At 55.3% G+C, this 25,076-nt stretch carries 23 protein-coding genes; 11 read left to right on the top strand and 12 right to left on the bottom strand.

The window, feature by feature from the left end; genetic code table 11:
- Positions 1–239: 239 nt before the first annotated feature.
- From H6G53_RS17975 to aroB, 5 genes are all read right to left on the bottom strand, one after another.
- Positions 240–977: a proteasome-type protease gene (locus tag H6G53_RS17975; protein WP_190535379.1), complete on the bottom strand. Its 738-nt coding sequence runs from the start codon at positions 975–977 to the stop codon at positions 240–242.
- A gap of 305 nt (positions 978–1,282) precedes the next feature.
- Positions 1,283–2,653 (bottom strand): cation:proton antiporter, encoded by a 1,371-nt coding sequence (locus H6G53_RS17970; RefSeq protein WP_199291579.1) that lies wholly within the window; start codon positions 2,651–2,653, stop codon positions 1,283–1,285.
- A 669-nt stretch (positions 2,654–3,322) separates the two neighbouring features.
- Positions 3,323–4,072, bottom strand: coding sequence for a GUN4 domain-containing protein (locus tag H6G53_RS17965; RefSeq protein ID WP_190535375.1), 750 nt, complete (start codon positions 4,070–4,072; stop codon positions 3,323–3,325).
- Between the two features lie 10 nt (positions 4,073–4,082).
- Positions 4,083–5,132 carry an MraY family glycosyltransferase gene (locus H6G53_RS17960; RefSeq protein ID WP_099535556.1) on the bottom strand — a complete coding sequence of 350 codons (1,050 nt, stop codon included), beginning with the start codon at positions 5,130–5,132 and terminating at the stop codon, positions 4,083–4,085.
- 129 nt (positions 5,133–5,261) lie between these two features.
- Positions 5,262–6,362 carry a 3-dehydroquinate synthase gene (gene aroB / locus H6G53_RS17955; protein WP_190535370.1) on the bottom strand — a complete coding sequence of 367 codons (1,101 nt, stop codon included), beginning with the start codon at positions 6,360–6,362 and terminating at the stop codon, positions 5,262–5,264.
- Positions 6,363–6,493: 131 nt separating this feature from the next.
- Here aroB and H6G53_RS19055 point away from each other — a divergent pair, with 131 nt between their 5' ends.
- Positions 6,494–6,589, top strand: coding sequence for a cytochrome b6-f complex subunit PetL (locus tag H6G53_RS19055; protein WP_099535552.1), 96 nt, complete (start codon positions 6,494–6,496; stop codon positions 6,587–6,589).
- A 290-nt stretch (positions 6,590–6,879) separates the two neighbouring features.
- Here the strand turns inward: H6G53_RS19055 and H6G53_RS17945 are convergent, their stop codons facing one another.
- The 3 genes from H6G53_RS17945 to sufR form a co-directional block, all read right to left on the bottom strand.
- Positions 6,880–7,317: a hypothetical protein gene (locus H6G53_RS17945; protein WP_199309315.1), complete on the bottom strand. Its 438-nt coding sequence runs from the start codon at positions 7,315–7,317 to the stop codon at positions 6,880–6,882.
- Between the two features lie 175 nt (positions 7,318–7,492).
- On the bottom strand, positions 7,493–7,765 hold the full coding sequence (locus H6G53_RS17940) for a hypothetical protein (RefSeq protein WP_242026244.1): 273 nt from the start codon (positions 7,763–7,765) through the stop codon (positions 7,493–7,495).
- A 277-nt stretch (positions 7,766–8,042) separates the two neighbouring features.
- Positions 8,043–8,723, bottom strand: coding sequence for an iron-sulfur cluster biosynthesis transcriptional regulator SufR (sufR, locus tag H6G53_RS17935; RefSeq protein WP_099535550.1), 681 nt, complete (start codon positions 8,721–8,723; stop codon positions 8,043–8,045).
- A gap of 18 nt (positions 8,724–8,741) precedes the next feature.
- Between sufR and H6G53_RS17930 the strand changes: the two genes are divergently transcribed.
- From H6G53_RS17930 to H6G53_RS17905, 6 genes are all read left to right on the top strand, one after another.
- Entirely contained in the window at positions 8,742–8,921 is a 180-nt protein-coding gene (locus H6G53_RS17930) for a hypothetical protein (protein WP_099535548.1), read from the top strand.
- Between the two features lie 52 nt (positions 8,922–8,973).
- Positions 8,974–9,321 carry a ferredoxin-thioredoxin reductase catalytic domain-containing protein gene (locus tag H6G53_RS17925; RefSeq protein WP_099535546.1) on the top strand — a complete coding sequence of 116 codons (348 nt, stop codon included), beginning with the start codon at positions 8,974–8,976 and terminating at the stop codon, positions 9,319–9,321.
- Between the two features lie 135 nt (positions 9,322–9,456).
- Positions 9,457–10,893, top strand: a complete 1,437-nt coding sequence (gene sufB, locus H6G53_RS17920; RefSeq protein WP_099535630.1) for a Fe-S cluster assembly protein SufB — start codon at positions 9,457–9,459, stop codon at positions 10,891–10,893.
- Between the two features lie 333 nt (positions 10,894–11,226).
- Positions 11,227–12,009: a Fe-S cluster assembly ATPase SufC gene (gene sufC, locus H6G53_RS17915; protein WP_099535544.1), complete on the top strand. Its 783-nt coding sequence runs from the start codon at positions 11,227–11,229 to the stop codon at positions 12,007–12,009.
- Positions 12,010–12,011: 2 nt separating this feature from the next.
- A complete protein-coding gene (sufD, locus tag H6G53_RS17910) occupies positions 12,012–13,409 on the top strand; it encodes a Fe-S cluster assembly protein SufD (RefSeq protein ID WP_190535367.1) in 1,398 nt (465 codons plus the stop codon).
- A 131-nt stretch (positions 13,410–13,540) separates the two neighbouring features.
- A complete protein-coding gene (locus tag H6G53_RS17905; RefSeq protein ID WP_190535364.1) occupies positions 13,541–14,800 on the top strand; it encodes a SufS family cysteine desulfurase in 1,260 nt (419 codons plus the stop codon).
- Positions 14,801–15,007: 207 nt separating this feature from the next.
- Here the strand turns inward: H6G53_RS17905 and H6G53_RS17900 are convergent, their stop codons facing one another.
- The 3 genes from H6G53_RS17900 to H6G53_RS17890 all read right to left on the bottom strand — a co-directional run bounded on the left by H6G53_RS17900 (position 15,008) and on the right by H6G53_RS17890 (position 20,496).
- Positions 15,008–17,260 carry an ATP-binding protein gene (locus tag H6G53_RS17900; RefSeq protein ID WP_190535361.1) on the bottom strand — a complete coding sequence of 751 codons (2,253 nt, stop codon included), beginning with the start codon at positions 17,258–17,260 and terminating at the stop codon, positions 15,008–15,010.
- A 611-nt stretch (positions 17,261–17,871) separates the two neighbouring features.
- Positions 17,872–18,876 (bottom strand): BMP family ABC transporter substrate-binding protein, encoded by a 1,005-nt coding sequence (locus tag H6G53_RS17895; protein WP_190535358.1) that lies wholly within the window; start codon positions 18,874–18,876, stop codon positions 17,872–17,874.
- 126 nt (positions 18,877–19,002) lie between these two features.
- A complete protein-coding gene (locus tag H6G53_RS17890) occupies positions 19,003–20,496 on the bottom strand; it encodes a mercuric reductase (protein ID WP_190535355.1) in 1,494 nt (497 codons plus the stop codon).
- A gap of 153 nt (positions 20,497–20,649) precedes the next feature.
- Here H6G53_RS17890 and H6G53_RS17885 point away from each other — a divergent pair, with 153 nt between their 5' ends.
- From H6G53_RS17885 to H6G53_RS17875, 3 genes are all read left to right on the top strand, one after another.
- Complete coding sequence (locus H6G53_RS17885; RefSeq protein ID WP_190535352.1) at positions 20,650–21,267, top strand: methyltransferase domain-containing protein; 618 nt, start codon at positions 20,650–20,652, stop codon at positions 21,265–21,267.
- Between the two features lie 88 nt (positions 21,268–21,355).
- Positions 21,356–22,063: a HEAT repeat domain-containing protein gene (locus tag H6G53_RS17880; protein WP_190535349.1), complete on the top strand. Its 708-nt coding sequence runs from the start codon at positions 21,356–21,358 to the stop codon at positions 22,061–22,063.
- A 175-nt stretch (positions 22,064–22,238) separates the two neighbouring features.
- Positions 22,239–22,766, top strand: coding sequence for a phycobiliprotein lyase (locus tag H6G53_RS17875; protein ID WP_190535346.1), 528 nt, complete (start codon positions 22,239–22,241; stop codon positions 22,764–22,766).
- On the opposite strand, the gene H6G53_RS17870 is transcribed toward H6G53_RS17875, so the two are convergent.
- Positions 22,763–24,244, bottom strand: a complete 1,482-nt coding sequence (locus H6G53_RS17870) for an adenylate/guanylate cyclase domain-containing protein (protein ID WP_099533263.1) — start codon at positions 24,242–24,244, stop codon at positions 22,763–22,765. The two genes, H6G53_RS17875 and H6G53_RS17870, sit on opposite strands and share 4 nt — an antisense overlap.
- A gap of 90 nt (positions 24,245–24,334) precedes the next feature.
- On the opposite strand from H6G53_RS17870, the gene H6G53_RS17865 reads away from it, so the two are divergent.
- Positions 24,335–24,475: a hypothetical protein gene (locus H6G53_RS17865; RefSeq protein WP_190527388.1), complete on the top strand. Its 141-nt coding sequence runs from the start codon at positions 24,335–24,337 to the stop codon at positions 24,473–24,475.
- The last annotated feature ends 601 nt before the right edge of the window (positions 24,476–25,076 follow it).

Raw genomic sequence — 25,076 nt, 5'->3', positions numbered from 1 at the left:
TCGGAGACGAGCGAAGGGATGATCTACGGCTGCTTAATGCATTTGATGGTGAAACGATTAGCGGGGATGGCTGATTAATATTGTCTTTATAAATCAGCTCTTAAAAGGGTTGATTCTTAAAAGGGCTGATTCTTAGAAGAGTTGATCCTTAAATGAAGGGTCAGCAGTCTTGGGAGCAAGGGGCTTGAAGCCCCTTGTCTTCAATGAGTTGTGATGAGAATGAGTTGTAATGAGTTGGATTAGTTGGTATATTCCCACTCCAAATCGGGCATTTGATCAAAGGCCTTGCGCAAAGAAGCAGCCCATTCTTGACCTACTTTGGCTAGGTAAGGATCGCCCGCCGGTAGCCGCAGCCGATGGCGAATTTCAAAGGAGTCTTTGCGATACATCACCATGTTGATCGGGGGGCCAACGGAAATATTGGACTTCATGGTGGAGTCTAGGGACAGCAACGCACACTTTGCTGCTGAGTTGAGGGGTGTGTTGAAGCTAACGGTGCGATCGAGGATGGGCTTTCCATACTTGGTTTCTCCAATTTGCAGAAATGGGGTTTCCACCGTGGCATGGATAAAATTGCCTTGGTTATAAATCAAAAATAGCTGGGGGTTTTCATCACGAATTTGCCCCCCCAAGAGCAGGTTTCCCGAAAAATCCACATTGTCTTTGCGGAGCCACTCGGCATGTTCTTGGTGAATTTTTCGGAGGGTTTGACCCACATAATGGGCCAGGTCATACATGCTAGCGAGGGAGTGGAGCGTGATGCTGGCTTGATTTTTTAAATCCTGTTCAAGATGGCTAATAACAGATTGGGTGAGAGATAAATTCCCGGAGGTGCAAACAACAACGACTCGATCGCCCGGTAAGGAAAAGTCAAATAACTTTTTATAAGTGGAAACATTATCAACACCGGCATTGGTGCGCGAATCGGCGGCCATCACCAATCCTTCCTGGGTAACAATGCCAAGGCAATAGGTCATAACGGCTTAGGACTCATTGTTCGACTGCCTGAATCTACCAGATTTTGGGAAAAGTGAGGGGTTCCTCAGTTCCCGATCGCCCTAATCATCGGCCCAAAAAGCCAACCAAAAAGCCAAGACCAAGCAAAAAAAATCGGGAGCCAAGGCCCCCGACGGTGATCCAGTTTGATGATGAGCAATCAATTGCAATCGATCGGGATCAGCGGTGTGATCCGTGGTCTGGTCGGTGGTCTGATCCTTGTTGCAATCAGGGGCAATTGTTGCCTAGAGAATTTCGAGAACTGGACGAATCGCTGAACAAATCCCTAGGGGGTTGATTCGCTGGTGCTCGATTCCTGCTGCCCAAAGGCCACCCGCAAGAACGGCGGAGCCAGGAAGGTGGTCAAGATCACCATGATGATGATCGACACTTCCAGGGGCTTGCTCAGCACACCGCTGGCGGAACCGATGCCCGCAAACACCAGACCCACTTCGCCCCGGGGAATCATACCCACCCCGATCGCCAAGCGGTTAATGCCCGGTTGCCCAAACACGGCCCAGCCGGTCACCAACTTGCCCACGATTGCCACGGCCACCAAGAACACGGCAATCAGCAGGCCGGCCCGGTTTTCGGGAACTGCCGGATTCAGCACACTCAAATCGGCGCGGGCCCCAACCGTCACAAAGAAAATGGGCACCAGCAAATCCGCGATCGGCTTCACCAACTCATCCAGCTCATTGCGGGCATCGCTTTCATCCAACACCAACCCGGCCGCAAAGGCCCCCAAGATGGCTTCCAAATGAATTGCGTTGCCTAAAAATGCCATGAAGAAGGCAAAAATAAAGGCCGGAATCACAATGTTGCCGCGTGTTTTCAGCGCTTCGACGGTCTTCACAAAAAACTTGTTGAATACACCGCCCAGCAAAATGGAGCCAAACAGAAACACCGTGGAGCTAACAATCAAATAGATCACGTTGCCGGTGTCAATTTCGCCGGTCTTGGCCAGGCTGGCCACCACGGCCAACACCACAATCCCCAGCACATCATCAATCACCGCCGCGCCGACGATGATTTGTCCTTCCTTGGACTTGAGTTGGTTCAACTCCGACAGGACTTTGGAGGTAATCCCGATGCTGGTGGCGGTCAGGGCCGCGCCCGCAAAGATGGCAGGAATGGCGGGCACACCAAAAATGGTCATCAGCCCCGCAGTGCCCGCAACAAAGGGAACCGCGACTCCCACACAGGCCACAACGGTGGCCTGAATGCCCACTTCTTTGAGCTGCCGCAGGTCGGACTCCAAGCCGATTTCAAACAGCAACACAATCACGCCCAGTTCCGCCAGCACGGAAATGACTTCGCTTTGGGAGCTAAAGATATCCGTGACGGCTTCGGGCGTGAGGGTGTTAATCAGGCTGAGGGCCTGCATCACGATCGAGTCATTGGCCGTCAAGCCCCCTTCTGGGAACACGATCAGGTGCAGTGCCGACACCCCAACGATCACCCCGGCAACTAATTCGCCCAAAACGGGGGGAAAGTCTAGCCGCTTGGCCAGTTCTGAGCCAAGTTTGCTGGACAAATAAATGATCACCAGAGATAAAAGCACGCCAGCCAAAACGATCGGGGCGTTTTCGGCTTCGGCGGTGGCCAGCAGGGGCGCAAACAGGGGAACAAAATTACTTGGAGCGATGCCATCCATCCGTGTGATGAAAGCCGCCAGGGTTTCCTGTAAGAACATGGATTTGGTTGCGAAGTTTAAGAACAATCACTCCAACTGGGAGCTAAGGGTGGGAAGGGAGTGGGCCTGCCCACGGATCGCTTTTTTAATCTACGACAAAGGAATCACTCGTGATCGTTGAAAAATTAGCTTGGGGTGAATATTTTTTCTGCAAGATTTTTAACGATCGATTGCCCCGGTTGATGAGAGCAAAGTAAGCATGATTTGGCTCCTAATGGCTATTCGTTTCTTAATTAGTGATTTTTATAGATTTGCTAAAGCAGCATTGATAGTTGGGAATAGCAATGCGCGATCGCAATTCTTGAGCTGATTGGGAAGCTGACTTAGAAAATTTAGGCCCCGATCGGCCCCTGGAGGAGTAATTGAGTGCGCCGTGAGGAGGTTGATATTTTTTTGAATTTTTCCCATGAATAAGTCATGGATAAGTTTTGATAATCAATAGTTTTACTACGGAAATTTATATACAAAAATCCTGAGTAATACTGGTTATCTACCGTTTTTTCTGGGGATTCCAATCAAATTTTAGATGGTGTTGATGAGCTGGTTGATAGGTTGGTTTATGGGTTGGTTGATGGGTGAATTGCTCGTAGTCCTTCGCTTTTGGGGAATTCGCCGTGGCCCAGACGGGCTTCAGCGATCGGCCTGAGCCAGGCGATCGAGCAGGGCGGCCAACAGGCTCGACACGGGAACGGCTCCTAGGCCATAGCAGGCGCGTTTTGTCCAAACAATGGTGGGCAAATGGCCGATGGGTGCATTGTCGCGGAAGGAAAGTTCGTCAGCGTAGCACCAGGATTCGCCTTTGCGCCAACCAACCCGATCGCAAAATTGCCCATAGTCGCCTTGGGCCGCTTGCCAGGCGGCCTGTTGAGCTGTCCAACCAAACCGACCACCGCTCCAATAGGCCCAAAGCTGGTTGATGGTGGCTAAGTCCGTGAGCGGCAGGTGCTGGAGATCGTCGGGGGTGAGGGAATCCCGGGTTGATTTGCCCAAGGCCGCTAGCAAATAGTCTCGGGTGGCGGTGTCGGCGGCTTGCCATTGTCCATTGCCGAGTAAGTCGTTGAGGGGCAGGTAATCGAACCCGACCTCTGAGGCTAGGGGGGCGGGTTCGGGGTCGATCGAGACGGCGGGCAAGGTGTTGAGCTGTTGCTCGATCGCCCCTAACCGATCACCCAAGGCTTGCAAGTGCTGTTCTAGGGTTGTCTGTCGATCGAGTGACAGATCTAAGGATTGAGCGTGGCGATCGTGCCACTGCCACAGGTAATGCTGAAGCTGATCCAAGGAGGGCGATGAATCGGGTTTGGGCGATCGCCAAGCAGCACGCCCCCACCAGCCGATCGCTCCGCCCAGCCCCAGGCCGATCAGTAGGGCGATCGGATCCATCCGGTCAGTCCTAGGAGGGGTTTTTGGCCTGTCGCCAAACTTGCCAGCCCATGTAGCTCAAGACGGCGGTGGCCGCGAGGGCATAGCCAAGACCGCTGGGCATTCCGGAAAAAGCCAGAGCCAGGGTTCCCACCCACAGGGTCAGGGCATAAATAAACAAAACGGCCGCCCGATGGGACAGGCCGGCATCCAAAAGGCGGTGGTGTAAGTGTCGCTTGTCGGCAATCCAAGGCAGCTTACCGTTGCGCAGGCGATCGAGAATGACCGCCGACATATCCAGCAACGGAACCGCCAGAATCAGGTAAGGCAGCAGCACAGAAGTTACGGCGGTCACCTTCACCAGGCCGATCGCCCCTACCCCCGCCAGCACAAAGCCCATAAAATAGGCTCCCCCGTCTCCCATAAAGATTTGGGCAGGGTTGAAGTTGTAGCGCAAAAATCCGAGGGCCGCACCCGCCAAGGCCGCGGCAATCAGGCCCACGGCCGGCTGGTTCATAAACAGAGCCACAAACATCATGACGGTGGCGGAAATGCCGGAAACGCCGGCCGCCAAACCATCCAGACCGTCAATCCAGTTGATGGCGTTCACCATGCCCACTAACCAGAGGACGGTGATGGGCAAGCTCAGCCAGCCCAATTGCACCAGGCCCAAGCCGGGAATTGTGAGGAAGTCGATGCTAACGCCCACATGCCAACAGACGGTGGCGACGGCGGTTTGGATGGCCAGGCGCGTGAAGGGAGAAAGGCCATAGAGGTCATCCGCAAGCCCGATCGCAAAAAAGGCGATCCCGCCCCCTAAAACACCAATAATTTCATTGATTTTGTGGGAACTGGCGGTTTCAAAGCCGCCCAGCCACCACACCAGACCGAGAGCTGCGATCGCGCCGCAAAAGATCGAAATTCCCCCCAGTCGAACCATGGGGCGATCGTGCATTTTACGCTCGTTGGGGAGATCAAAGCGCCCAGTTTTGAGGCCCGCAGCCCGGACGATCGGCGTTGTCCACATCACAATGGCCGCCGCCGCCAGAAACGCAATGAAATGAAACAAATACGGGAACATGGGGCTACCAACGTTTCAGAATGCAACGAGAACCCGCGTCAGGCAGAGTCTACTACATTTGGCCGAACACTGACCGAACCCGGGAAAAGCCAGCATCCAGCCAGAGACCGGTGCTCAGGGGCCCCGCTGTTAACCCTGTAAGGCTCGCAGCACTGGGTACAACACATCAGCGGGAACTTGATCAACCATTTCAACGGCTCCGATCCGAGTGGGCAAGATGAAGCGAACTTTGCCGTCTTTGACTTTTTTATCTAACAGCAAGGAGTCAGCGATTGCTCCCGGATCTAGGCTGGCCGGCACGCGATCGGGCAGGGCCGTTTTTTGAATCACCGCCAGTTGTCGGGCACAGTTGCCCCCATCCCACAGGCCCATTTTGGCCGCCAACTCAGCCGCCGCCACCATCCCGATCGCCACGGCTTCCCCGTGGTTCACCAAGCGGTAGTTGGTCAAGGACTCGATCGCATGGCCGATCGTGTGGCCATAGTTGAGGATGGCCCGCAGGCCCCCTTCTTTTTCGTCTTGGGCCACCACATCGGCCTTGGCTTGACAGGATCGCTGCAAAATTTCGCCCAACAGGGGTTGAATGGCGGCAAATCGATCGAGGCGTGGGGCCGCTTCCAGCCGATCGAACAGATCTGGATCCCAGATAATGCCGTATTTAATCACCTCCGCCATGCCCGCCCGCAATTCCCGCACCGGCAGGGTGGCCAACACCTCGGGATCAATCAACACCAGCCTCGGTTGGTGAAACGCCCCAATCAGGTTTTTGCCTCGGGGATGGTTAATGCCGGTTTTGCCCCCTATCGCGGCATCCACCATGGCCAACAGCGAGGTGGGCACTTGAACAAAGGCGATGCCCCGTAACCAAGTGGCGGCCGCAAACCCGGTCATGTCGCCAATCACTCCGCCGCCCAGCGCCAACATGACGCTCGATCGCTCCAAACGGAAATCGAGCGCCGCATCGTAAATTTTTTGGAGAGAGCTGGGGGTTTTGTAGCGCTCACCAGCGGGCAAAATGCAGCTTTGGACTTGGTAGCCCGCGGCCCGCAGAGACGCGATCACCCGATCGCCATAGCGCTTGAAGATTTGCGGGTTTGAGACCAGCAAAACCTTGGGATTGGTTTGGGTCGCTCGCTCGCGCATCCAATCGCCCACATGATCGAGCAAGCCCGCCCCGATCGCGATGTCGTAGGCATTTTGGGGTAAATTTACGCGAATCGTAGCGGCCATAACCCAAAGCGCAATTGCGCCAGCAACAGTGAACGAACGGCAAAAAACCAGAGCGGGCCGTATTTTAGCGCGGGATGGTTCAATGGTTAGGGACTAACCCATTTTTCAGAATCCATTGGGAGGCTTGGCCCATGTCTGGCGCAATTACTTATTTCATCTTCTTTGGCGGCATGTTGGGCGTGGCAGCGGGCATGATGTTCACCCTGCGGGCCATCAAGCTGATCTAGGTTTGATCTAGGTCAAGCTGATCTGGGTTCATTCAGGTTCATTCAATTGATGACAGCCCTGATTCTTCCACAGCAAGATTGTGGGCTGACAAGATGATGGGGGCAAGGGGCTTAAGCCCCTTGTCTGTTTTTTGGGTTGACCTTTGGAGTTTTTTTGGGTTGATCCTTTAAGGATGGTGATCGGTTTGAACTTGTGCCTATGCAAAAGGCATCTCTATCTGGCCTTTATCGATGGGTATCGATTGGTGCAGTTTGATTGGTGCAGTCCTAGCAGTTTTAATGGTGCAGTTCTAGAGAGCTGGGGCCGAAGCGGCGACGGAGGTGCTCAAGTTGGATCTCGATCGAACTGCTTTTCCAATGATTGCTCCATTCATCACCAAACAAACCACCGCCAACGACAGCAATACATAGGTCGGAGCCATCACCACGCCCACCGCAAACCAGGTTGCCACATGCAACACCATCAAGGTGGCGTAAAGACTGCCAACCAAACCAATTACCAATCGATCGCGCAGAGGGCGATCGATCACCATCATCACCAACGCTTGAATCGTCGCCAACAAATTGGCCGGAACCAAAAAGGCACAGATTTGGACACAATAGCCCCGCAAAAATTCACTGGCAGGGCTGGTTTGCAAGGCAGAAAACCCAAACTGCCAACTTGCTTGGATCGATTGGGACAGGGCGTGATGATCGTGACCCAGAAGGGTGTGGAGCCAGTCAAGCATGGTGTTGTTGTAAATCGGGAATTAGAGTTGGGATTAGAGTGGGAATTGAACGTGAAATTGAACTTAAATTGAACGTGAAGTTGAAGCTAAAAGGGAAATTGAAAGGCAATTCAAAAGGAAATTAGACCCAAAATCTATCAAAAACAGACCCGCCAGAACAGGTCTGTAAACCGATCTAAACATCCCACTTCAGCACTGTTGCATCAATTCCCTGCTCACGCTTACGCTTTGCGTCGCGCTCAAACCAAGCAATCACCTGATCATGGGTTAACGCTTCGATCGCCACGCCCTCGTCCTCGGCAATGTAGCGCAGCAGTTTCAAAGACGAGAGGGTCAACCGCGTTAAAAACTTTTCGGGCTGAGACAACAGAGCCGCATCGACCTTTGCAGACTCTTCGGGGGTCAAAAACTCCAAACCCTGAGGATTCATAGGATTGTTCAGCGGCATAGGCATCGAGGCGGATGGTTTCCATCGCGATCGCTCGGCACAGTTCACCCAGATTGGGGAGACAGCACCCGAGATGTAATGGGCGGGCTGGAATGGGTGGGATTAACAGGCGGAGTTGAACAGGCGCGCTGCAATCGGCAACCCCCCGCTAGTTAACCTTAGCCCGATTTCTGACCTGATCGCTTGCACCTTGATCGCACCTCTCTTTATCGCGCCCTTCCTTATTGCGCCTCTTCTTGATCGCGCCCCTCTGGTTGTGGGGCCGGGTGGAGCGAGTCTAGTTGGCGCGGGTTGCGGGGGTGGGGGTGGTTTCCGACTCTTGGATGGAGTAGCCACAACGGTGCTCGCCGCCCACAATCCAGTGGGTGCGCTCCACCTTGCAACCCTGGAGGGCGATCGCGAACATTTCCAACTCATGGGCACAAACACCGGGATAGGACTCGGCCACGGTGGAAATGGCGCAGTTGTGTTCCACCAGCAAGTAGCGTGGGTGGCCGTCGGCTTCCGGCTCGATCGCTTCCCACTCGGCCATGTAGCCCTCGGCGCGGCGCAAGTCCACCAACCGAGCCACCCGATCGCGCAAATTTCCCGCGCCCAGATGTCGGCGGTAGTCCAAGGCCTTGCGCACCCACTGTTGCCGCAGCAGGGACTGCACTTGGTCATTCCCGATCGTTTCGGTCAGGGTGTGGAGCAAATCCACGGCAAATTCATCGTAGTTGTCGGGAAATTGCGATCGCCCCGCCGGACTCAACCGATAAAGGTGCTGGGGACGACCCGTGCCGCCCCTGGCTGCCTCGTGCAAAATCAGCCCCTCGCTTTCGAGATCCTTCAGGTGGCGACGGGTGGCCTGTGGACTGATGCCCAGCGCCTCCGCCAGCCGTTGGGCCGTGGCTTCTCCCTGCTGGAGGAGGTATTTCAAAATGTCATGCTTCGTGGACGCTTGCTGAAGAGCACTCATTCGCTCAGACCGTGGATCGTGGATTGGGCAGCATTCGGCAGCGGCAGCCAGTCGATCGACCGTGAATCGGCCCGTTCAAAACAACCGGTTAAGAAAACAGCCTATTGTTATATTCTGGCCTCGATCGCTCAGGCTTTGACAACTTTTGCGTTGCTAAAGTACGCTAAAGACGATTACGCAACAATCAAGTTGTTTTAGCAATCAAGGTCATTATACAAACCCCACCGTTAATTTCTAGAGACCCGCCGACATGGACAATGCAACGACCCACGCCAGCGAAAAGAGCCTTGATGCAGTTCGGAAGTTCGCTGAAAGCTACGCCAAACGTACCGGCACTTACTTTTGCGCTGATCCGGGCGTGACCGCTGTCGTGATCGAAGGTCTCGCCCGCCACAAGGACGAACTCGGCTCGCCCCTTTGCCCCTGTCGGCACTACGAAGACAAGGAAGCCGAAGTGGCCGCTGCCTATTGGAACTGTCCTTGTGTGCCCATGCGCGAGCGCTATGAATGTCACTGCATGTTGTTTCTAACCCCTGACAATGATTTCCGGGGCGAGCAGCAGGAAATCGGCCTCGACGAAATCCTAAACATGCGCTAGCGCTGCCAACTCCCGCGATTTTCCGCGCGGTGAGTGGTTACAATCCGTTCGATCGCCCCGGTAGCCAAAGGTGCGATCGTCCATTCCGCCGATGGCCCCCGCCCCCTCCGAGAAGAACGCCAGTCCCCACGAGCCATGAGCGCATCCGTCAGCACCCTCGTTAACCAACCCTATAAGTACGGCTTCGTCACCGACATCGAGTCAGATACCCTGCCTCGGGGTCTGAGTGAAGAGACAATCTACGCCATTTCGGCCAAGAAAAACGAGCCAGAGTTCATGCTGGAATTTCGGCTGCGGGCCTACCGCCAGTGGCTGAAGATGACGGAGCCGACCTGGCCCGATGTGAACTATCCCTCGATCAACTATCAAGACATCATTTACTACTCCGCTCCGAAGCAAACGCAGAAGAAGCAGAGCCTAGATGAAGTTGATCCGACCCTGCTCGAAACCTTCGAGAAGTTGGGAATTCCCCTTTCGGAGCAAAAGCGGCTGGCTAATGTGGCGGTGGATGCCATCTTTGACAGCGTTTCCGTGGCCACCACTTTCCGCGAAAAGCTCGCAGAACATGGGGTAATTTTCTGCCCCATTTCTGAGGCCCTCAAGGAGCATCCGGAGCTGGTTAAAAAATATTTGGGCAGCGTTGTCCCGATCGCGGACAACTACTTTGCAGCCCTCAACTCCGCTGTGTTTAGCGATGGCTCCTTTGTCTACATTCCCAAGGGCGTTGAATGCCCCATGGAATTGTCCACCTACTTCCGCATCAACAACGGGGATTCCGGTCAGTTTGAGCGGACGTTGATTGTGGCTGAAGAAGGCAGCTCCGTCAGCTATTTGGAAGGTTGCACGGCTCCTATGTATGACAGCAACCAACTCCATGCGGCGGTGGTGGAATTGGTGGCCCTGGACAATGCCAGCATCAAATATTCCACGGTGCAAAACTGGTATGCCGGGGATGCGAACGGGAAGGGCGGAATTTATAACTTCGTGACCAAGCGCGGCCTCTGCAAAGGCAGGAATTCCAAAATTTCTTGGACACAGGTGGAAACGGGATCAGCCATCACTTGGAAATATCCCAGTTGTGTGCTGGTGGGTGATAACTCGATCGGGGAGTTCTATTCCGTTGCCCTCACCAATAACTGTCAACAGGCCGACACCGGCACGAAGATGGTGCATATCGGCAAAAACACCCGCAGCACGATCGTCTCGAAGGGCATTTCGGCAGGCAAGTCCAAAAACAGCTACCGCGGCCTGGTGAAAGTGGGGCCCAATGCCGATGGGGCGCGCAACTATTCCCAATGTGATTCGATGTTGATTGGCAGCAATGCCCAAGCCAACACCTATCCCTACATCCAGGTGCAGAACGAGTTGGCCAGGGTGGAGCACGAAGCCACCACGTCCAAGATTGGCGAAGACCAATTGTTCTATTTGGCGCAACGGGGTATTTCTGCCGAAGATGCCGTTTCAATGATGATTTCGGGCTTCTGTAAGGATGTGTTTAACCAGTTGCCCATGGAATTTGCGGTGGAAGCCGACAAACTCCTTAGCCTGAAGTTGGAAGGCTCGGTGGGCTAACGGCACTGGGTCGATCGGGATTGGAAACAAGGGGCTTAAGGTGTGTCGTCAAATCGCCTGAAACCCTGATGACCTCGTTCTCCCAACCGAGCAGTCGTAGGGGCAGGGTCTCCCCGCCCAGTTCCCGTGATTCTTGGGTGTTCCCAGGGGTGAACAAGGTTAGAGCGATCGCCCGGGTTAGGGTTGGGAGACCCAACCCCTACGGCGAGGGAAATGACGACAGGCTCTAAGTCCCTTGTTTGTTGAACCTGTTTGTTGAACCTGTCTGTTGAGCTTGTCTGTTGAGCTTGTTTATTGAATTGGAAGCCTGTTTTTGAGGGTTGAAGGGCCACGATGATTGTTGATAATGCACCGACCGTCCTTTCGGTCAAAAACCTCACCGCCAATGTGAATGACACGCCGATTTTGAAGGGCCTGAACCTGGAAATTAAGGCCGGCGAAATTCACGCGATTATGGGTCGCAATGGCTCTGGAAAAAGTACATTTTCCAAAATTCTGGCAGGACATCCGGCCTACGAGGTGACCGGTGGCGAGGTGGTCTTTGAAGGACAAAACCTCTTGGAATTAGAAGCGGAAGAACGGGCCCGATCGGGGGTGTTCTTGGCCTTCCAATACCCGGTAGAAATTCCCGGGGTTTCCAACCTGGATTTTCTGCGCGCGTCCTACAATGCCCGCCGTAAACACCAGGGATTGGAGGAAGTGGATCCCTTTGATTTTGAGGATGTGGTGCGCGATCGCCTGCAAGTGGTGCAAATGGATGCGTCCTTCCTCGATCGCAGCGTGAATCAAGGCTTTTCAGGTGGTGAGAAAAAGCGCAACGAAATCCTGCAAATGGCGCTGCTCGAACCCACCTTGGCCGTGCTGGATGAAACGGATTCCGGCTTGGATATTGATGCTCTGCGGATTGTGGCTGAGGGGGTGAATCAACTGGCAAACGAAAAGAATGCGATGCTGGTGATCACCCACTACCAACGGCTGCTGGATTACATTGTGCCGGATTATGTCCATGTCATGTACGACGGCAAAATCGTGATGACGGGCGATAAGGAATTGGCGCTGGAATTGGAAGCCAAAGGCTACGACTGGGTAGACGAGTTGCAGCCGGTGGGGGTGTAACGATGGGCGTGGATTTGAGTGGTTTAACGGACTTGAACAAGGCAGATTTGGACGCACTGACGGCGAACTCAACGCCGGGCGATCGAGCACCGAGCAAGGCAGCCCAGCGATCAACCTATTACGCAGGCTTGCTGGCCACGGTGACGGCGGCCACTCCGGCAACCGATTGGGAATTGGTGCAGCGGCTGCGATCGCAGGCCCAGGCCGTGGCGCAGGAAATGGCGTTGCCTTCGACGCGAGATGAGGATTGGCGGTTTACGGATCTGTCGCCCATGTTGGCGATCGCGTTGCGGGCCCCGGAGCTGACCACCCTTCAACCGGAGGCGATCGCGGCATTTGCCATTCCCGAAGCATCGGTGCGGGTGGTGGTGGTGAACGGTCGGTTTGTGCCGGAACTGTCGAATCTGGTCGGGTTGCCCGATGGTGTCACGATCAGCTCGCTGGCGGCCGTGACCGATCGGGAGCGCCTGGCGAGCCACCTGGGCCAACAAGGCAGCCAGGATGCCTTCTCGGTGCTGAATACGGCCGGCCTGAACGATGGTGTGGTGATTGAGCTGGAACGCCGCGTGCAGGTAGCCAAACCTATTCACCTGCTACATGTGGCCACGGCGGATCAACCGGCAATCAGTCAGCCCCGTTGCTTGGTGTTGGCCAAGGCCGGCGACAGCCATTGCACCCTGATTGAAGACTATGTGGCGATCGGGCAAGGCGGCTATTGCACCAACAGCGTGATGGAAGTGGTGCTGGGAAATTGCGCCACCCTGCACCATGTGCGGCTGCAACGGGAAGGCGAACAGGCGATCCACATCGGCAAAACCGCCATTTCCCAAGACTGGAACAGTCACTACACCCTAACCACCATCAGCCAGGGTGCGTCGATCGCCCGTCACTCGATCGACATTGCCCAAACGGGCCCCGGCACTGAAACCATCCTGAACGGTTTGTCGGTGGCCACGGGTGAGCAGTTAACGGACACCCATAGCTCCCTGGTGTTGAGCCATCCCCACGGAACCGCCGATCAGTTGCACAAGTGCATTGCGGACGATCGGGGCCACACGGTCTTCAATGGACGGGTTTTTGTGGATCACGATGCGCAACAAACCAACGCCGCCCAGCTCAACCGCAATTTGTTGCTGTCGCCCAAGGCGCGGGTGGACACCAAGCCGCAACTGGAAATCATTGCGGATGATGTGAAGTGTTCTCACGGTTCCACGGTTAGCCAACTGGAGGAAACGGAGCTGTTTTACTGTCGTAGTCGTGGCTTGGATTTGGCCACGGCTCGATCACTCCTATTGGATGGGTTTGCGGGGGAAATTTTGGATCGCCTCCCGATCGCCTCATTGCGATCGACCTTGGCTCGCCAAATTGCCCAACGGATTAATCCAGGCAGCGCAAGCTAGAGCCTCATTAATCGCCATTCACCAATCGCCATTCACCAGTCGCCACTGATATCGGTTGATCGCGAGCCAATCACCCTTGCTCCCGGTTGGTCATTAGGTCTACTTCATCCTCTTGTTCTGTTCCCTGTGCCATGACCCTCACCTTGCCCCGCTCGATCGCCCAACAGGTGCGCCCCGATTTCCCGATCCTGGATCAGCGGGTGCATGATCAGCCGCTGGTGTATTTGGACAATGCGGCGACTTCCCAAAAGCCCCGACAGGTGATTGATGCCTTGCGGCACTATTACGAGTGGGACAACGCCAATGTGCATCGCGGGGTTCACACCCTGAGTATGCGGGCCACGGATGCCTATGAAGCGGCGCGGGAAAAGGTGGCTAAGTTTGTGAATGCCCGATCGTTTCAGGAAATTGTGTTCACACGCAATGCCAGCGAAGCGATCAACGTGGTGGCCTACAGTTGGGGCATGAGCCAACTGCAAGCGGGCGATGAAATTATCCTGTCCGTGGCAGAACACCACAGCAACTTAGTGCCCTGGCAATTGGTGGCCCAACGCACGGGGGCAGTGCTGAAATTCGTGGGCTTGGATGCCACGGAATCTTTGGATTTGGAGCAGTTGCGATCGCTGATTTCCGATCGCACCAAACTGGTCTCCCTGGTGCATGTGTCCAACACCTTGGGCTGTGTTTTGCCCGTGGCCGAGGTGGTGGCCGCCGCTCGATCGGTGGGAGCCAAAGTTTTGCTGGATGCTTGCCAAAGTGCGCCCCACTTGGCCCTGGATGTGCAAGCGCTGGATTGTGATTGGCTGGTGGCTTCTGGCCACAAAATGTGCGCCCCAACGGGCATTGGCTTCCTTTACGGCAAGCTGGAATTGCTGCGATCGATGCCGCCCTTTTTGGGAGGTGGGGAAATGATTGCCGAGGTGGATTTGGAGCGATCGACCTATGCGGACTTGCCCCACAAACTGGAAGCAGGCACACCGGCCATTGGCGAAGCGATCGCCCTGGGCGCGGCGATCGATTACCTAAGCGCGATCGGGATGGATGCCATTCATCACTACGAAGCGGAATTAACCCGCCACCTGTTCGATCGCCTCAGGGCCATTCCCGAAGTGCGCATCTATGGCCCCCGTCCCCAGGCGGATGGGTCCGGCCGGGCGGCTCTGGCGGCCTTCACCGTGGATGGGATTCACGCCCACGATCTCTCCTCATTTTTGGATCAAGAGGGAATCGCCATTCGATCGGGTCACCACTGCACCCAACCCCTGCACAAGTCCCTGAACATTGCTTCCACCGCCCGCGCCAGCCTGTATTTTTACAACACGATCGAAGAAATTGATCGGTTTGCCCAAGCTCTACGCACCACGATCAACTTCTTCCAGTCCGTCGCCTAAGAGGATGTCTGAAAAACCAAAATTGCTACTCTGTACGCCCCAGTGATCGACTTAGACAAGGGGCTTAAGCCCCTTGTCTCCACAACTATTGGTGCTTGCCCGCGCGGTAGTCCTAAGAATGTAAGGATAAGGCAGATCAATCAGCTCAACCGCCCTATGTCACCAACTGCACTGAATCGTTTTCAAAGAAGTTGGAGAACCATGGCGCTAAATTAGCGGAATGCCCACCGTCGCCGCCGGACTGGTGGTGATCGTATTGCTATTGACCCGATTCGCAGAAGCTTGGGCAATTCCTTCCCTGGGATCAATGGCTAGATCATGATCAGCATCCGCCTCATGGGGAACGGTGCGGCGTGCCAACTGTGTCAGCCGATCGAGCGGTAACGTAATGGTAAATTCCGCCCCCCCTTGGTGATGGTTCTTGGCTTCCAAGGAACCGCCATGGGTTTCCACAACAATTTGGTAGCTAATCGATAGGCCCAATCCTGTGCCTTGACCCACGGGCTTGGTGGTGAAAAAGGGATCAAAAATTTTGTTGGCGGCGGATTCATCCAAACCGGGGCCATTGTCTCGAATCGAAATCACAATCGCTTCATCGAGGCAACCGGTTGTGATCCACAATTGCGGCTGTTCATCATTGGGCAACAAATCCATCGCGTCGATCGCATTGCTCAAAATTTGCAGAAACACCTGATTGAGCTGGCCCGCATAGCAAGTGACGGTGGGCAATTCTCCAAGCGATCGATGCAAGGTAATGCAAGAGCGAGTTGGCATGGGCCCCAGTCGATTTTGCAAGATCGTCAGGGTACTTTCAAGACTGGCATTGAGGTCAACAATTTTGACTTCGGCCTCATCCAAGCGCGCAAATTCTCGCAAGTTTCGAATCAGATCCCGAATGCGAACTGCTCCATATTCCATGGATTGCAGCAATTTTGGATAGTCTTGGAGAATAAAATCATATTCAATTTCTTCCCATTTCTCGCGTATTCGCTCTGGCAGTTTAGCCAGGGCTTGTTCCATGGGTTCATCGGACTGATAGCCCAATTCTTGAATACAAATTTGATGTAGTTCAACAATATCTTCAAAATAGGAACGAGCATGGGCAAGGTTGCCAAAAATAAAGCTGACGGGATTATTAATTTCGTGGGCTAATCCGGCCACCAATTGACCCACACTGGACATTTTTTCGGTTTTGATCAGTTGCAATTGGGTATGGCGCAGATCATCCAAGGCCCGTTGCAGTTCGATCGTCCGTTCCAAAACTCGCTGTTCCAATTCTTCATTGGCCTTGCCCAAGGCCACAAAAGATTCCCCCAGCCGGTGGGCCATGTCCTTGAAGGCCCGCGCCAAAATACCCAGCTCATGGCGATCGTGGGTGGCCGCGAGCTGGTCAATGTGGCTGTGTTGATGGAGTTGCAGAAAGGAAGCCCGATCGAGCTTAATCACCTCATAGGTCAGCAATTGCAAGGGATGGATCGCCCGGTGGGCCAAGCGCCAACTGAGCCAGCCGGCCGCCGCTCCCGCCGCGATCGCCCCAAGGGTCATCTGTAAAATCAGGTCACGCAGCGGCGCATAGGCATCGGCCAAGGGCAACTCCGTCACCACTCGCCAGCCGCTGGAGTTGCTGGAGGGGATGGGCGCAACGGTTCCAATCACCTGCGCCTGTTTTAAGCCTTGATATTGGGTCACCTCCCCCGCGATCGCCTGATCCAAATGTTCCGCTAGGTGTTGCCCCTCTAGCTCTAAATTAATGGGAGCGAAGGTGGTGGGATCAGCATCGCTGACCGTTAGCACCACATTGCGCCGATCGAGCAAATAGGTATAGCCCGCCTCCTCACTCCAGGCCTCGCTGAGCACAGAATCCAGGAAATCTAAATTCACCCGGGCCAGCAGTACCCCCGAAATTTGCTCCGAGCGATCGCGAATGGGCACGCTCATCATGATCCAGCGCACCCGCCGATCGTGGAGCTGCTCTGACTCCACCCAACCCACATAGTCTTCGGCCCAGCGGTAGGCCCGCGAGAAGGCCACAGTGTGGTTTTGGTTTTGGGGACGAAAGAGGGGATCTGTGGCCACAAAAGTGACGGGCTGTCCCGATCGATCCAAAATCGCCACCATTTCATAGGCCGAATCGTGGCGAATCAACGCCTCCAGGAGCGATCGCTGCACCGGCACCGGCAACTCCGACAACCCCGTCACCCGCGACAAATAGCCCAATTTGCGCTGGAAATCTTCGAGATAGGTGCTCATGCGTTCAGCAACCGCCCGCGATTGGGCCGCCTGCAACTGATGCAGCGTTTTCAGTTGCACCTGAGTGCTGTTGTAGGCCAACAGGGCCCCAGTGGCCAGCGTTCCCAGGGAAACCATCAAAGTCAGCCCCAAACGGATTTGCAGCGCCAGGGACATGGGCCACCAGCGGCGATAGTTCACCAATTGCTGAAACCGTTGTTTGAGCCTCATTCGTGGCTAATCCATAACGCCTCGCTGGCAGCAGAGGGTTGACGATTGTTCAGCACTTTCCCCTGCACCTTAACCGTCGGCATCATTTGGCGAGCAACTGTTGCTGTTAAACCCATAGCCCAACCATACATCAGCCAGCACATCAGCCGGCACATGGATTAATCGGTCAATCGACCCATCAATCAACTGGCCAATTGACTCACAGCCCAATTGATGAATTCACCCTTACATCAGCCAACGCATCAGCTTGTCCATTGGCTGATCAGCTTGCACCTCAATCAAGGGATCAACCAAGAGATCAATAAGTTGATCGATAAGTTGATCGATGAACCCGTCCATTGGTCGGTTGATTCGGTCTATCAAGCTGTACATCTATTTTTCTACTGTTCAGCTTGTTTCTTGCGATACCTCAACTCCCTGGCTGCTCAGCTTGCAGTCTAAGAGGAATTTGCCGAGAGGATTGATCCCCACTGAACTAAATTCAACCAAAACCCCAAATTCAATCACGGCCAATACCAAAGCCAATACCTAAATCAATACCTGTTTTAAGTGCGCTGGTAATTGCCACGAGAGATTGAGAGTACTTGATCCAATCCCAAAACCCTGATGGCTTAACGCTCCTCTAAAACCTCCAAGCGGCCGCTACGAATTTGGTCATGGAGATCCGCAATTTCCTTTTGACTCTCAGGGTTCAGGTTACCAGTGGTGGGAATAAATTCCAGCACCCGTTCTGATAGCCCAAAGAGGTATTGGCGACCTTCCCAACGTCCCCGTTGGGCCAGTCTGGCCCCATGCAAAATTAGCTCTGGCACGTGGATGAGGCCACTGGCCAAAATTAAGTTGGGGGCCAATTTGCGAGAATCGGGGCCCAACACCACCATGGGCAATTGGCGATCGACCGCTACGTTAACAATGGCAGGATTATTCGTCCAACAATTCATGGCCAGCCCATCAATTCCCGCGCCGATCAGCTTTTGGGTGAGGGCGATCGCCTTGGGTTCATCATCAAAACTCCCCACCCATTCGATCGAAAGCTTGCGATCGGGGGCAAAGCGGCGCAGGGCATTTTGAAAGGCTAAGTTGAATTGCTTAATGGGCGGGGTGGGCAGGCTGGTGATGAGGCCAATATGTTGCAATTTGGGCTGCAAGGCCAAGGTTGCCCCCAATAGATAGCCCAATTCAGCATTGCGATAGCCCAAGGCTCCGAAATTCCGGTTGTTGCCACTGTCGCTAGCCACTATGGCAAAACGGGTGCGGGGGTAGCGCACCGCCGCCTTGACCATATCGTCGCGGAAGGTTCCGCTGTGGCCAATGATGAAGCCGAAACCTTCTTTGGCGTAGCGATCGAGCGCTTGCGGCAAGCTGGCAGGTAACCCCTTATTGATGTCATCGGTGTAGGCAATTTCTGCGTTTAATTCCCGCTCAATGCGCCCGAGGCCGGTCATCCCTTCTCGGCACCAATCGTCACTGTCTGCGCCCCGAGGCAACAGCATCGCCACCTTGAACAACGCAGCTCGGCGGCTGCGCTGGGGCGTGCTGGGCGCGAAGGTGCAATTGTTGAGGACGATCGCGCTACCGGCAGCGCCTAGGCCATACAGCAAATCCCGTCGTTTCATAGCAGTCGTTCAGTGGAGAGGGAAGAAGAGGGAAGGGTCAGAAGCGGTGTCTGGGGTAGGCAGGTGGCTAAGCCAACCAAACCAGGCGGCTTGCTTGGGGCCCGCCGTCTGCGATCGAGAGGCGACCTAGCTCCAACGATGCAACCAGGCCAGTAACTGGCGGGTGCGATCGGACAGTTGGGTTTTGCGATAGGCATCCGCCGCTTTTTTGATGCATTCAGCCTGGGTGGGGTAGGGATGCACCACTTTGGCGAGCCGGCCCAGCCCCCAACCGGCGGCCATGGCCAAGGTAATTTCGCCAATGGTTTCGCCCGCGTGGGGAGCAATGAGCGTGGCCCCCAAAATTTGGTCTCGATCGGGGGCTAGCCACACTTGCAAGCACCCTTCGGCCACCCGATCAGTCTGGGCCCGATCGACTTGGCTTAAGGGTACTTCAATCAACCGAGGGGCCGGCCCCGGGACAATTGGGCTAATTCCCTCTCCGGGATCAATCCAGCCCACACTGGCCACTTCCGGATCGGTGTAGGTGACTCGGGGGATGGTGACCTTGCTCCAGCGGCCCTTGCCCAGGCCAAAGGGCGTGAATAGCGCATTTTGCAAAACAAGACGGGCCGCCGCATCGGCCGCATGGGTGAATCGATCGCCCTGGCACACGTCGCCCGCCGCAAAGATGCGAGGATTGCTGGTTTGCAGAAAATCATTGACGGCGATTCCTTGGGGGCCAAGGGCCACTTGGGCCGCTTCCAGGTTCAGGGTTTCAACATTGGGCGATCGACCAGCGGCCACCAGAATTTCATCCACAGCAATCGCAGGATGTTGGGCCATCTGAATTTCACAACCCAAGGGCGATCGATCCACTTGGGTCACCGTTTGCCCCGTCAACACCGTGATTCCCTCCCGCTCCAAGGCCCGTTGCACAATGGCAGCGGCGGCGGCACTTTCGCGCGGCAATAGGCGCGATCGCCGTTGAATCAGGGTCACGTGGGTTCCCAGTCGGGCAAAGGCCTGGGCCAGTTCGCAGCCGATCGGGCCGCCACCCAAGATGGCCAGGCGATCGGGCCGCTGCACCCAGTTAAAAAGAGTCTCGTTGGTGACAAAGCCGGCTGCGGCCAAGCCCGGAATTGGCGGCACTTGTGGGCGGGTTCCGGTGGCAATCACGGCTTTTTTGAACCGCAGCGTTTGGGACCCCACCGCGATCGCCCGAGGATCTTGAAAGCGCCCTTCGCCCAAAAACACATCGACCCCCAGCCCCTGAAACCGCTGGGCTGAGTCATGCACCGCCAAGCGAGATCGCACGGCCCGCAGTTGGGCCATGGCCGCCGCAAAGGTTTCCGGTTCCACGGGCGATCGGGCCGCTTTGGCCGCCGCAATCAAGCTCTTGGAAGGAACACAGCCCACATTCAAGCAGTCCCCACCCAACCAGCGGCGCTCAATGAGGGCCACTTTTAGCCCCAAGCCCAAGCCCGCCGCGCCGGCCGCCGCCACCAAACCCGCCGGCCCGCCGCCCACCACCACCAAGTCATAGCAATCCGCCGGTTGCGGATTCACCCAATCTTCCGGGGCGATCGCCGCTAGCCACTGTTGATTGAACGAATCCTGAGGAAGGGCGATCGATTGCATAATTCAGAGGTCGTGAAATGGGGGTGTGAAATGGAGCGAGATGGAAATCTTGGGCAGGAAAAAGCACCGTCAGACCGTACCTAAATAATGACCAAAGAATAATGGTCAAAGAACTGATTCACCAATTCATCAACTAACGGCAAACACCTCAACATGGTTCTGAGCGAGGAACAACCAACGATTGATTTTTGGGAAACGGCCTACCAAACGGGCAAAACCGGTTGGGACTTGGGACAACCATCACCTGTTTTGGTGGCCTGGGCCGATCGCCCCGATGTGACACCGGGAGGACGCATGGCCGTGGTGGGCTGCGGCCGGGGCCATGACGCGGTGTTTTTGGCCGATCGGGGCTTTCAGGTTGTGGGGTTTGATTTGGCCCCTTCTGCCATTGCCGAAGCTGACCGGGCAGCCCGCGATCGGGGTGTGGCGGCGGAATTTGTGCAGGCGGATATTTTCAATTTGGCGGCCAATTGGGCTGGGCAATTTGATTGGGTAATTGAGCACACCTGCTTTTGCGCGATCGATCCCAGTCTGCGGCCGGCCTATGTGCAGGCCGTGCGATCGCTCCTGAAGGATCAAGGCTCCTTGGTGGCGGTGTTTTTCACCCACGATCGCCCCGGTGGCCCGCCCTTTGGCACCAGCATTGCCGAAATTCAGCAACTTTTTGAGCCACAGTTCGTGATCCAAGAACTGCAACAATCGGCTCACTCCATCGATCGACGACGCAATGAGGAATATTTGGGTTGGTTGCGGCCGCGGCTGGCCCCGTGATCCCCGGTCATGTCTGGGGAGAGTTGGCCCTTGGTATGATGGTGAAATGCTTGGCCAATTCGTCGATCCGTTTTGGTAGCCTCACCCCATGTCCGACCCCAATCTTGATCGCATTGCCGACCAACTCGAAAGCCCCAATTCGCGCGATCGGCTCCTGGGCCTCACGGCTCTGCGGGATGTGTCGCCGGTTGATGCCGTACCGCTGATTAAAAAAGTTCTCAACGACGACCATTTGCAAGTGCGCACCATGGCCGTTTTTGCCCTAGGACTGAAGCCCACAGAGGAATGTTTTGACCTGCTGATGGGCCTGTTGGCGGACAAAGACTACAGCATCCGCGCCAATGCAGCCGGAGCGTTGGGCTATTTGCACGACACCCGCGCCGTTGAACCCCTGATCCGCCTGTTCTATGAGGATACGGATTGGTTGGTGCGCTTCAGTGCAGCCGTTTCGTTAGGGAACTTGGGCGATCCACGCGCCCGCAAAACCCTGATTGATGCGCTGGATAGTGCGGAGGTGATTGTGCAGCAGGCGGCGATCGCGGCGCTGGGCGAGGTGGGAGCCGTGGAAGCTGTTGAGCGGATGTTGACCTTTGTGCAGTCGGATGATTGGCTGGTGCGGCAACGCTTGGCGGAATCGTTGGGTAAGTTGCCCAGTGAGAAGAGCCGATCGGCCCTGAAATATCTTGCTAAAGATAGCCATCCCCAGGTGGCCGAAGCGGCACACTATGGATTGCAACAGCTTGATCAGCTCGATCAACCGTCGAATCCTGCGGCCGATCAGACCCTGGATTCATAACCTGGATTCATGGGGAGTTTGAGTTGCTTGGCCTGGCTCAGATCCAGACTGTGACCCGGCCAGGCGATCGCAACAAATTTTCGGCTTCCCAGGGCCAAATCCATTTCAGCCCTGACCTTTTTTGAGTATTTTTTTACGGCAAAACCCTAATCAACCATCAATTCTTTGTTTCATCATGAGCACGATCGCTGAGTTTTTAGAAAAATGTGTGGGTAAGTGGTTTTCCCAACGGACGGGCCACAATTTGACCGATCGCAAATCCGTTTTGGGCAAAGGGGATCTTTGGATGGAAGCCCTAACGGCCGACGCACCGGAGGCGATCGCCCTTTGTCAGAAATATGGGGCCGATCCGCAGGCGATCGCAGCGGGGCTGAAAATGCGTTGGGAAGCGATCACGGCTTCTCCGAATAAGGAATTGGGATCCTCGGTGCTGTTGGCGTTGGCTCCGGATCCGTCGGGAGCGGGGCCGCTGTTGGCCACGCCGGGCAGCAACAGCCAACCCCAACCCGGTCGCTACAGTTTCGGCGGCGATGGGGCCCTGTGGATTACCCTTCCGGTGGAGGGTGGCTGGATTGAGGAGCGAATTTGGTTTGCTAGCGATAATCTCCGGTTTCGATCGAGTACCACAACCCGATCGGGCGGCCCCACCTTTGCCTCCTTCTGCTCCGAAATTCGGATGGGCGTAACGCCACCCAAGGCCTAGGAGGGCTGGCGATTTCCCGACAATCCTGAGGCGATCGGGGGGTGGGCCGCCGGGTTCGCGGCTGCGCCATTCATGGGGCCGTTGGTTGCCAATCGATCGAGCAACCAATAAGTGGTCATTGTGCCTTTGCCCTTGATGGCAATTTCGCCCCGCCGCTCAAATTGGAAGCGATCGCGCAGGGTTTGGTAAACCGCTTCGGTCACCTGGATTTGGCCCGGCATTCCATGGGACTCCATTCGGCTGGCCGTGTTCACCGTGTCGCCCCAGAGGTCGTAAATAAACTTGCGGATACCAATCACACCGCCCACCACGGGCCCCGTATGGATCCCGATCCGGATCGAAAAGGGGTGCTGGGTGGAGTCGGCGGCGGGCTGGTAGGCCACGATCGCCCGTTGCATGGCCAACGCCATTTCCGCCACCGCCGTCACACAGTCCGGGTGCGGATCCGGAACACCCCCCACCACCATGTAGGCATCCCCGATCGTCTTGATTTTTTCGAGGCCATAGGTATCAGCCAGCGCGTCAAAGGTGGAAAAAATGTGATTGAGCTGTTGCACCAACTCGCCCGGGGTGATGTGGGCTGCTAGTCCAGTGAAATCCACCAAATCCGCAAACAGCACCGTCGCTTGTTCAAACCGTTCTGCGATCGGGTGTTCGCCCCGTTTCAATCGTTCCGCGATCGCGGGGGGCAAAATATTCAGCAGCAGGCTTTCCGATTCCCGCTCTGCCCGTCGCCGCTCCAAAATTTCCTGGTGAATCCGGTTATACATATGCCGGAAGGCCGTAATCACCTCCCCCAACTCATCGGGGCGATCGACCTGGCAGGCATACAACATCTCCCCAGAGGTATCCTCACGACTGATTAAGTCCGCCGCTCGCCGCAGGTCATCGCGCATTTGCAAAATCGGCACGATCGCCACCCGCGACAACACCACCATCGTCACCCCCGTTGCAAACACCGAAATCAGCACCACCAATCCCAGAATGCGGAAAATAAAAGCCCGCAATTCCGCATAAACCGGGTTCATGTCGTGGCGAACCACCAGGGTGTAGTTGCGTCTGGCATCGGGCGGCCAAGCCAAATCGAGCCGTTGTTGATCGCGGCTCAGTTGTTCACGGCGACCCGCGGCCACCGCCGTGATGGTCAACTCAGGCTTTTCGCCCACCGTGGCCACCAAACGCCCCGATTGGTCATAGAATGCCAGCCCCTTCCACAGGGAAATCGGGTCATCTGTCTGATTGGCCAACCGCTGGGCCAACCGCACGGGATCCTGAAACTCCGGTGCAGCCTGCGACCAACGCGCCAGGGTCACCACCTTAGCGGTGGAAATCCGTTGCATGTAGTCAATTAGCTCACGTTCCCTTCGCCAATAGGAGGGAATGAGAATCACCGCCTCAATGGTCACAATACTAAACAACACCCCCAAGGCCACCGTTCGCGACAAACGAGCCTGAAAAGGTTGCAGCAAACGTTTCATGGGGATGAACGGGGCGAAATTAGAATGGCAGTCCCATAGCTTGCTTGGGTGGGGCTGTCCTCAGTGTAGTCGGCGGAACCAGCACAGTGCATGGGGGAATCGGGGCAGGCAATCGATCGCCCTCGGTCACCGCCGGATCGCCCCCAAGGGCAGGGCAACCCTGACAGCCCTTACGGCTCGATCGCGCCCAAAACCGGACAAGCGACCCGATCGGGTTTTGAGTGGCGCTGACCATCACACCGCGATCAAGAACAGTTCTGTCTCTTTGCAATTCATCCCCCCAAAGCCCGATTCGGAAAGCGGTCTGTTGACCCATCCCCCGGTTTTTGAAAACCCGTAGCATTGCTTGAAATCTGTGACCAAGCTCACTTACTAATCATCCGGTTTAAGGGTGATCAACCCCGCAAAGATTAACGATGTCGGCCCAAACTCGATCGCCCTCGCAGAAAATGTTTAAACAGTCAAAATTGATACTCTGCTTACCCCGTTGATCGACGAAGACAAGGGACTTAAGCCCCTTGCCCCCATGACCACTAGCGCTTTGCCAGTACCCCAAGTTATTTCTCAGATATCTTCTCAGTTCTGAATTCCCAAAGCTTCATTCCCAAGCGTTAATCTCTAAGGCTGCATTTTCAAAATCTGATCTCCAGCGCTTTATTTTTAAAACTGGTTTTGAACACAATTTGTGCATAACAAGATTGATTTTCCATCACTGATCGATCATCCTTGCCCCAGAAGTGTTGAATGACAGATTCAGGTTATAAAAAAGGGGTAAGAAGATGTAATTCTTACCCCAAACAATCAAAAAGTAGTACACCAATGTTACGCTCAT

Origin of the sequence: Limnothrix sp. FACHB-406 (assembly GCF_014698235.1) — a bacterium.
Lineage (GTDB): Bacteria > Cyanobacteriota > Cyanobacteriia > CACIAM-69d > CACIAM-69d > CACIAM-69d.
This window is presented reverse-complemented; position numbering and strand designations above follow the sequence as displayed.